Source organism: Methanosaeta sp. UBA356 (assembly GCF_002496465.1).
Lineage (GTDB): Archaea > Halobacteriota > Methanosarcinia > Methanotrichales > Methanotrichaceae > Methanothrix > Methanothrix soehngenii.
This window is the reverse complement of the sequence record NZ_DAKC01000027.1, coordinates 1-7,828: the sequence shown is the minus strand read 5'-3', so window position 1 is coordinate 7,828 and position 7,828 is coordinate 1. Positions and strand designations below refer to the sequence as shown.

11 protein-coding genes are annotated in these 7,828 nt (G+C 47.2%); 3 read left to right on the top strand and 8 right to left on the bottom strand.

Features of this window, described 5'->3' with window-relative positions:
* Positions 1–391 precede the first annotated feature (391 nt).
* On the bottom strand, positions 392–1,597 hold the full coding sequence (locus tag BP727_RS01665; protein ID WP_286857085.1) for a hypothetical protein: 1,206 nt from the start codon (positions 1,595–1,597) through the stop codon (positions 392–394).
* Positions 1,598–2,184: 587 nt separating this feature from the next.
* Here BP727_RS01665 and BP727_RS01660 point away from each other — a divergent pair.
* On the top strand, positions 2,185–2,937 hold the full coding sequence (locus tag BP727_RS01660) for a hypothetical protein (RefSeq protein WP_394339392.1): 753 nt from the start codon (positions 2,185–2,187) through the stop codon (positions 2,935–2,937).
* A gap of 825 nt (positions 2,938–3,762) precedes the next feature.
* Here BP727_RS01660 and BP727_RS01655 read toward each other — a convergent pair.
* The 5 genes from BP727_RS01655 to BP727_RS01635 all read right to left on the bottom strand — a co-directional run bounded on the left by BP727_RS01655 (position 3,763) and on the right by BP727_RS01635 (position 6,527).
* The gene (locus tag BP727_RS01655) at positions 3,763–4,323 is read right to left on the bottom strand and encodes a hypothetical protein (protein ID WP_157863669.1); all 561 of its coding nucleotides are present in this window, start codon (positions 4,321–4,323) and stop codon (positions 3,763–3,765) included.
* 248 nt (positions 4,324–4,571) lie between these two features.
* Positions 4,572–4,787 carry a type II toxin-antitoxin system HicA family toxin gene (locus BP727_RS01650; RefSeq protein WP_013718814.1) on the bottom strand — a complete coding sequence of 72 codons (216 nt, stop codon included), beginning with the start codon at positions 4,785–4,787 and terminating at the stop codon, positions 4,572–4,574.
* Entirely contained in the window at positions 4,771–4,998 is a 228-nt protein-coding gene (locus BP727_RS01645; RefSeq protein ID WP_013718813.1) for a type II toxin-antitoxin system HicB family antitoxin, read from the bottom strand. Before BP727_RS01645 ends, BP727_RS01650 begins: the two co-directional genes overlap by 17 nt.
* 151 nt (positions 4,999–5,149) lie before the next feature.
* Complete coding sequence (locus BP727_RS01640; protein ID WP_232844340.1) at positions 5,150–5,494, bottom strand: ribbon-helix-helix domain-containing protein; 345 nt, start codon at positions 5,492–5,494, stop codon at positions 5,150–5,152.
* A gap of 880 nt (positions 5,495–6,374) precedes the next feature.
* Positions 6,375–6,527 carry a hypothetical protein gene (locus BP727_RS01635; protein WP_013718806.1) on the bottom strand — a complete coding sequence of 51 codons (153 nt, stop codon included), beginning with the start codon at positions 6,525–6,527 and terminating at the stop codon, positions 6,375–6,377.
* 145 nt (positions 6,528–6,672) lie between these two features.
* Between BP727_RS01635 and BP727_RS01630 the strand changes: the two genes are divergently transcribed.
* Both BP727_RS01630 and BP727_RS01625 read left to right on the top strand, forming a co-directional pair.
* Positions 6,673–6,849, top strand: coding sequence for a hypothetical protein (locus tag BP727_RS01630; RefSeq protein ID WP_013718805.1), 177 nt, complete (start codon positions 6,673–6,675; stop codon positions 6,847–6,849).
* A gap of 5 nt (positions 6,850–6,854) precedes the next feature.
* On the top strand, positions 6,855–7,151 hold the full coding sequence (locus tag BP727_RS01625) for a type II toxin-antitoxin system RelE family toxin (RefSeq protein ID WP_013718804.1): 297 nt from the start codon (positions 6,855–6,857) through the stop codon (positions 7,149–7,151).
* 76 nt (positions 7,152–7,227) lie between these two features.
* Here the strand turns inward: BP727_RS01625 and BP727_RS01620 are convergent, their stop codons facing one another.
* Positions 7,228–7,452 carry a hypothetical protein gene (locus tag BP727_RS01620; protein WP_013718803.1) on the bottom strand — a complete coding sequence of 75 codons (225 nt, stop codon included), beginning with the start codon at positions 7,450–7,452 and terminating at the stop codon, positions 7,228–7,230.
* A gap of 59 nt (positions 7,453–7,511) precedes the next feature.
* Positions 7,512–7,828: restriction endonuclease (locus BP727_RS01615; protein ID WP_286857080.1), on the bottom strand; the 317-nt coding region annotated here is incomplete at its 5' end.

Genomic DNA, 7,828 nt, shown 5'->3' with positions numbered 1-7,828 from the left:
TTTATCTCTCCACCTTCGTCGCTGTATACTACAGCTTTTAATTTTTCCTTGGATCGCTTTATTCCATCAACTATGGGCTTTATCCTGGCATTCGAATTTTTTTCTGTCATTTCATACCACCTTGCTTTCGACAATTCTTTAAAAAAATATTAGATATTTAATGTTTAATAATAGGTCTGTGGATTCACGACGTTTTTCTCACCTATATACTTATTAGTAATAGTACTAATAGTTAACTAAAAACTATTTTAGATTAATGGCTTATGCATAGAAATAGGGTTCAAATCAAAGTCCTGCACGTTCTACAGTCACGTTTAAACACCAGGGCTCTATATGTTCTCAATATTTAACAGGTCTCTGGAAATCTATGAGGAGGATTACGTGAACGGGATTATACCTTATTAGTCTGATTTCCTATCACTGATTCCTTCCTCTCCTCCTGATTAATCATATATCTCAGCCCCATAAGCGTTACTAGATCGACGAAAAGGTCAAAGAGTTCATAGAGCTGGATGTCAAAGAAGTCGAAGACGTGGACGAAGAAAATATAGATCAGCATCGAGTTCTCGAAAAGATGGTAAGCTTTGAGCCTGTCTTTTCGTATGGTTAGCATCCCTGCCACAGAGAAGCTGCCTGCTAGGGCTGTGAAGCCCAGACGGAGCCAGTCGGCCAGGGGCAGGGACGGCAGAGTTAGGCCCAGGATGGTGAAGGGAAAGATTAAGGCCAGGATCACGAGGATCAGGATATAGACTACCTTCTTCACGGTCGATGTCCCAGAGACAATGGCCCTGTAAACTCCCAGGGAGGCTAGGGCGAAGATTGCCCAGAAGACGGCATTTTGTATGCCTATGGTGAGGTAGATCACTTCTATCAGGGAGATCAGGGCATTTAGGAGGAAGAAGGCTATCAGGAACTGGATAAACCATCTCCTCCCTATCATCCAGCTATAGAGGCCCTTGGCTCTGGTCTTGGCAGCGGCGTAGACTTTGGGCTCAGGACTTAGAAGAGGAGGCAGATCAGGTATCTCATCAAGGCATCCTGTGGTCTCATTTGAGCCCTTTAGGCATGCCTTTTGGGCTGCACTCCTCTTCAGTATGCTTCTGGCCATCTGTATACCATAAGCCTCATCGCCCTTGAGGACCGCCTCCTTGGATATCTCCAGGATATTAACCTGTCTCTCTTTCTCTGTAAGATAGCTTCTGCTGCTTATCTTCTTAATGAGGACAAAAAGGAGGACGAAGGCGATGTAGATCAGCCCGATGGTTGGTTGGAAGAAGTAATTGTTGTCGATGGTGATGAACTTCCCCAGCTCGTCTATGAAGGCGCCAAAACCAAAGCCTCCCAGGACTGCAGCTAGGCTCTTTGAGTAGCTGCCCAGAAAGGTCAGGAGGATCAGGATGGAGATCAGCATGGCCAGACCTCCAATCAATACGTGAGCTATATGGAGACCACCGCCGCTTACTTGGGGGTAACCTGTAGCTCCCAGAAAGAACCTTATGGTCAGGACGGTGGTCACGGCCGTGACTATAAATATCTCCAGGATGCTGCCCGCATACATGTTGCGGGCGAGCTTTCCCTCCCACGGGCTCTTGATCATCTCTCTTTCCTCTAGATTTGTCTCCAACCCTGCTGTAATCTTTTTCAGATAAACACTTTTCCAGGGAAAGGGTACAACCCTGTCCCTTTATGATAGCAATATGTAAATAGCTCATGTCCAAATCCATATCCGGGGATTTCTTCTTGGAGACTTTTCCATAGCTTCGCAAGCCGTATAGTAGCATCTATGCTCCCGTTACAGCCGTCGACCGCTATCAATCTCGATTCTAACCATTTTTTAGGCTTTGGGCATCGTTTTTTGACCATAAATCCACTTCAGTATGTCAAGAAGTTGAGATCAAACATCCAGAGTCATCTGATTCGCACTAATTTACATTTGAGCTGCAGATTCATGGCGATGAGGGCAATTCTGCCGAATATGGGCTTGCCATTTCTAATTCCTGCCAGCGAAAATCCGCTCTCTTTTTCATGCCTCTTCGCTATAATTAGAGTGAAGTCTCTGATGGATCAAGCTAATTATATTTAATCATCAATCATAAAGCTCAAATAGGAATTGATAGGATAATTATCATCAGTTAGGAGGGAATTGAACTGAAGAGAATGCTGATTTTGGCTGCATTAGTGGTTATGTTAATTGGCATGGCTGGAGCTGCCAACTACATGTACGAAAAGGCATCAGTCAAGGGTGTCGGTTACAAAAATGTAGAGATGATCATCTCCACGCAGACAGGTTTTAACGGTGACAAACTTGTCGAGAAGGAGTCTGGCTCTGGCAATGTGATCGCCGAGAGAACAGAGCTTGAAGCTGAGAGACAGCTCAATAGACAGTCCTTCCCCTTATATTGGGATATGTGGATAGACGAGCCGATTTGTGATTATCCAACGGGTTTTGTTCCAATGGACTACATCAACTTCACCAAGGAGGCTGAGTTCGAGTACATGCCCGTCTCTTACCAGACTGGCACTTACGACCAAAAATGGATTGAGAAGCTGTGCGTGCAGAACTACAGAATCGGCGCTGTGCTGACTGAGATGTATACTCATGCCGAGCATCTGCAAAAGACCACAGAGGTCAAGACAAGGTCATACGGCTTTTGTCCTTATTGCTTGACTGATGCATACCATGAGGGCTATACGCTGGATAAGGATTGTTGCACTGGAGTTCTTGAAGCAAACCTCAACAGCAACGTCATCGGCGTTGCTCATATCGGCTGGATCTCTAGGGATCCTGCGCCCAACAAGCTGCTCAAGGGCCGCCATGCTGAGTACGGCAGATCGGTCGAGGATTTGACCGGCGTCTTCGCCATTCAAAAGTTCATACAGCTCTGGGGTAATTCCACCTGCGGCGCAATCAGCGTTGATTGGCTGCCCTGCGTGTAATCGCAGCCAATACCCATCTCCTTTTTTCAACTTGGTCTGCATTATAGCAGGATGTGCTGCAGCGGCAAGAAACTCTGTGCATTCTCATCAATTCCAGACAATGTCAAAGAACCAAAGCCTGGCTTAAATATCGTCGGGATCTGGCCATCACTTCGGTGATCGGCTCCTCCGACAAGGGCGCTGTGGATTTTCGGCGCTGGCCTGCCTGGGACTTGAGATCTCATTCTCTTGGTGATTTCTTTGGGGTGGAAATGATCTTTTCAGCTTGAAGCTTGAAGCGAAAGGTTTTATATCGGCAATTAACGTATAGTATGTTGGCGAAAGTCGATGGCTATTTTTCCCTCCTACATCCAATTGACTTTTGCCTCCCTCCTTCTTATCCATATTTCAGATATTTCAGGAGTTATGGGGCATAATGGCTGGCCTGGCCAAAAGCTCCATTTATGGTATCTGGGTTCAGAATCGATTTTGTAGAAGGGAATGGGACCACAACGATCTTTCCTCTCATCAATAGATGTCAGGCTCATTATCTACATATTTAGATAGCGCCTGCTGCGAGAGTCTCATAAGTCCTCTGGTGATTTCTCTCTCACCGCTAGATTCCTCCAGGTTGTAAGGGAGATCTCGGGTTATGATCCGGCGCTCTAGAACCTCGCACATAGATATTACCTGGTAATTCTTGCTATTTAGATCTTAATAGCCAGGGACGTGGCTTTCATAGCCATCCAATAGTGATAGGACCGGTTGCCTTTCTTTGTGGGATTGACCTTCTCCACCACCCACACACAAGAGATTTTCCAGCCCGCAGCATACATCTATGAGTCTTCATTGGCTGATATTTATCCTCCAATTGCCGTCCGCACTGATGTCTAGGCAGTATATTCCCCTATCTTCTATGCCTGTTGCTTTTGATCCATCAAATGGGCCAATTTCGTTTACCAGGAGATCAACCATCTCCCCATTGCTATCCAGCAGCCATATGGCAAAATTTCTCTTCCCATCATGCTCCATTTCGAACCGTGCCAGTCCCGGGCCTAACTCGAATAATGGGGGGACTTGTTGTCCTGTTCCGCTAAATGTGATTGGAACGCTTTGGGCAGTCTCGGGTCTTGGTTGGCTTATATCCACCAGCCATGGACCATCAGCCTCTATATCCAAAACAAAGTCATCCGATTGAGATATCCCCACGGCCTTTGCGCCATCAAAATCCTCGACCTCATTGGCCAGCAGATCGACTTTATTACCACTGCTATCCAGCAGCCAGACGGCGAAGTTGCTCGAACCGGAGTGCTTCATGGAGAATATCGACAGGCCTTCATCCAGGAAAAACTCCTGTGATGCCTCCTGGCCATCTCCTGAAATGCTGATATTCTCAGGTTCGGCCATCGTTTCCGCATATGCGATGCATGGCCCTATCAGGAACAAAGATAACGCTAAGATTGTAATCGATCTCATTCGATCCCTTTATGCTCAGTCTTTATCTGGAAGATCTATTTAAAAAACCTTCGGGTTTGCATACGGTACTCCCGTGTCCGCGGGCGGCTCGTAGACTTGTGTGCGCCGGAGATTGCCACCTGGATCTGCTCAGAGGGCGTGGATTACTGTTGGGATGTCTGTCTCCAGAACATCGCGCCTTATTCTAAGAGCTTTCTAAATTCTTCCTCTGTTATTTCAAGCTGTTTTAAAATTTCGTACAAAAGCCAGCCTCCAATCTCGCTATTGCCATGTATGGGAATGGTTGTGGCTCGGCCATCGGGATGTTTCCATCTGGCATGGCTGCCCTTTTGCCTTACCACTCGAAATCCAAGTTTTCTGGCTGCTTTTTGCAGGTCTTTAGCTTTGGCAGGCATGAGTAGCCAACGCATCAATATCCGCGGGAAGCATGCGCCCTTCTTCTTTGTACTCATCCCGTATCATCTCGAAGACGTTTGTCAGCTCCATCTGAGCCTCCTGGGGGGTCTGGCCCCAGGCATGGCAGCCAGGAATTGCAGGTACATAGGCCACAAATGTACCATTGTCTTCGGGGCGAAGGATTACAGTGTAGTCATAAAGGCGTTTCATTGGTCTTCAATTTCTCCTTTTTCAGATATAAATCTACGCAAAAGAGCCTTATGACTGCCAGTCTTCACAATGACTCTCGGACCTTCTAACTTTCTGGCCTCGGCATAGATCTTCGAGGCATGCAGAGTATCGCCTATCTCATGACAGTCTGCTATGCTTCCACCAGCCTGCCTTCCCGGCGCAGCTCGCCAGTTGCTTTCATCACCAGATCAAAATCAAGCTCAAGATCCCTTGCTGCCTCATCTGGATAGGCTTCCCCTCTGGCCTTGTAGTAGCCCAAAATCTCTTTCTTGGCCGTCTGGAAATCGACTTCCCTGCATTTGATGACCTTGATTTCAGACAATCTGTGCCTGATGGCGTCTCTGACAAAATCGGACTCATTGAGGTACAATCCCGCCTCGAGCAGCTCCCGGATCTGCGCTGCTTCAGCGGGCGCAATCTTTGCCCCTATTGATACTGACGCAGGCGGAGGCATTCCTTTCTTCGAAGCGTCCATATGTTAATTATGGTGAACTTTGGTTAAAAAGGATACCGTTCGGTTCTTATACGAAGTTCAGAATTCAACCGCAAACTACAAGTATATATAACGATTATATAGATAGTTTGCCGCTTCATGCAAAGGGTGGCGGGTGTGTCGTGGGCTTAACGTATTCCGATAATGCTCTGTTTGGCAAGGATGATTCAAGCGCTGTCCCCATGGGGGGCAGTTTGCGGTCGCATACAGATCGGATCGCTTTCCTTGTTCCAGGAGATGCATGTCGTCGTGGCACTGCATTCGGCTACGAGCCTGGGAGATGAAACTTCGGCAGCAAAAAAAAGTTGCGCACTGTAACTGGTGCAGTAATCTGCCGAAAGCATCTCGCGCTAATACACGACCGGGACATGTTGCGGCACAAAGGCCAAAGGCGAGAGGCGAGCATTAGGCCCAGTGAGTTCGGGTTCCTGCAATTTGGACGCTGTGGCAAAATTCCAGTGCTAATGAGCCTCGAGCCCGGCTTAAATATCGTCGAGCTTCGGGCAGGGTCAGGCCATCACTTCGGTGATCGGCTCCTCCGACAAGGGCGCTGTGGATTTCGGCGCTGGCCCGCCTGGGACTTGAGATCTCATTCTCTTGATGATCTCTTTGGGGTGGAAATGATCTTTTCAGCACTGAAGCGAAAGGCTTTTATCTCGGCAATTGACGTATAGTATATTGGCGAAAGTCGATGGCTATTTTTCCCTCCTACATCCAATTGACTTTTGCCTCCCTCCTTCTTATCCATATTTCAGGAGTTATGGGGCATAATGGCTGGCCAGGTCTGCAGCACCATTTATGGTATCTGGGTTCAGAATCGATTTTGTAAAAGGGAATGGAACTACAACGATCTTTCCTCTCATCAATAGATGTCAGGCTCATTATCTACATATTTAGATAGCGCCTGCTGCGAGAGCCTCATAAGTCCTCTGGTGATCTCTCTCTCACCGCCAGATTCCTCCAGGTCGTAAGTGAGATCTTGGGTTATGATCCGGCGCTCTAGAACCTCGCACATCGATATTACCTGGTAATTCTTGCTATTAAAATCTTGGTAGCCAGGTGTTAGTTGTTCCTGAAATCAACAACGCGTATTGGGGAGACTACCAAGAAGGACCATAGGCCGAAAGGGATATATCCGTTTCAGTTAGGATTATCTATTCATGGCAGAGGCAAAGAACCAAGAAGTCAACCAAGAAGTTATCCAGGATGCAAACGAGGCCGCCTTGCAGGAGTTTGAAGCGGGCCTTGCCCGAAGCATCAGTCAATACAAAGCTGGTTTAGTTAAGACCTTCAAGACCAAAGAGGATTTCTTAGACCACCTGAAGAACCTTGAGTAAGCCTCATGGAATACGACTCCACACCCGAGTTTGATGAGCAATTTTCGAAGCTCATCAGGAAGAACAGGGCGCTGGAGGTGCGACTTCTCAAAAAGATAAGGCAAATCCTTGATAATCCATCGATCGGCACCCCAAAGCTTCACCAGCTTAGACACGCTCGCGGCTCCCACGTGGATCCATATGTAATCGTCTATGCAGTCAAAGGCGACATAATCACATTTTTATATGTAGATCATCATGATTTTGTTTATCAGAAGGCATCGGAAATCATGGCAAGATGGGAAATGGAAATCGGAGATTAAATAATAATGTTTTAGATGCACGCCGAATACAATGATATTCTTAGCGCCCTATCCCTCAGGTCTCTGTTCTTCTTGGTCAGACGCTTGAAGTTCCGATCAATGCGGGCGATAAACGCTGAATGTACGCCATCGAAGTCTTATGTTTCTCTAGATGATCTATAAACTCATCTGCATTGCGAAATCGCTTTCCTAGACCTGCTCTGATCTCAGACTCTCCTTCCAGGGTTCCGGCCACTATTCTTGGATTCTCCTCTGGTGGTACCGTTTTCTTTCCAGGCATCTCGGCGACTTTCGCATTCATCTATCTGATCTTCAATCCAATTCGTTAAGCATTTTTCGGTGTTGATGCCAAGAGCAGTTCTATAATTCCTCTTCAAAGTAGTCTGCATCCAGCCTTTTGATCTCATAGGTCACATCATTCGTTACACCAATCCCATAGTCTATCATTAGCTCGGCAAGCTTCTCCCCGTCAATCAGCACGATCTTCTTCTCGATCCTGGTGACGTAATCCAGTGCATCCGGACTGAATTGGGATGTGGTGATCAGCACGCCTTTTCGGGCTCTGTGTCCCTCCAGGCTCCCGGCAAAGGCCTGCACCACCTGTCTGCCAACAGTTCCCTCCCATCTCTTGGCCTGCAGATAGATGGCGTCCAAACTGGAGTGAACCCCTCCGAGTG

Excerpts from the sequence above, each read along its gene's own strand:
- BP727_RS01665 (WP_286857085.1), bottom strand. The coding sequence starts at position 1,597 with ATGATCAAGAGCCCGTGGGAGGGAAAGCTCGCCCGCAACATGTATGCG.
- BP727_RS01660 (WP_394339392.1), top strand. The coding sequence starts at position 2,185 with ATGTTAATTGGCATGGCTGGAGCTGCCAACTACATGTACGAAAAGGCA.
- BP727_RS01655 (WP_157863669.1), bottom strand. The coding sequence starts at position 4,323 with ATGGCCGAACCTGAGAATATCAGCATTTCAGGAGATGGCCAGGAGGCA.
- BP727_RS01650 (WP_013718814.1), bottom strand. The coding sequence starts at position 4,787 with ATGCCTGCCAAAGCTAAAGACCTGCAAAAAGCAGCCAGAAAACTTGGA.
- BP727_RS01645 (WP_013718813.1), bottom strand. The coding sequence starts at position 4,998 with ATGAAACGCCTTTATGACTACACTGTAATCCTTCGCCCCGAAGACAAT.
- BP727_RS01640 (WP_232844340.1), bottom strand. The coding sequence starts at position 5,494 with ATGGACGCTTCGAAGAAAGGAATGCCTCCGCCTGCGTCAGTATCAATA.
- BP727_RS01635 (WP_013718806.1), bottom strand. The coding sequence starts at position 6,527 with ATGTGCGAGGTTCTAGAGCGCCGGATCATAACCCAAGATCTCACTTAC.
- BP727_RS01630 (WP_013718805.1), top strand. The coding sequence starts at position 6,673 with ATGGCAGAGGCAAAGAACCAAGAAGTCAACCAAGAAGTTATCCAGGAT.
- BP727_RS01625 (WP_013718804.1), top strand. The coding sequence starts at position 6,855 with ATGGAATACGACTCCACACCCGAGTTTGATGAGCAATTTTCGAAGCTC.
- BP727_RS01620 (WP_013718803.1), bottom strand. The coding sequence starts at position 7,452 with ATGAATGCGAAAGTCGCCGAGATGCCTGGAAAGAAAACGGTACCACCA.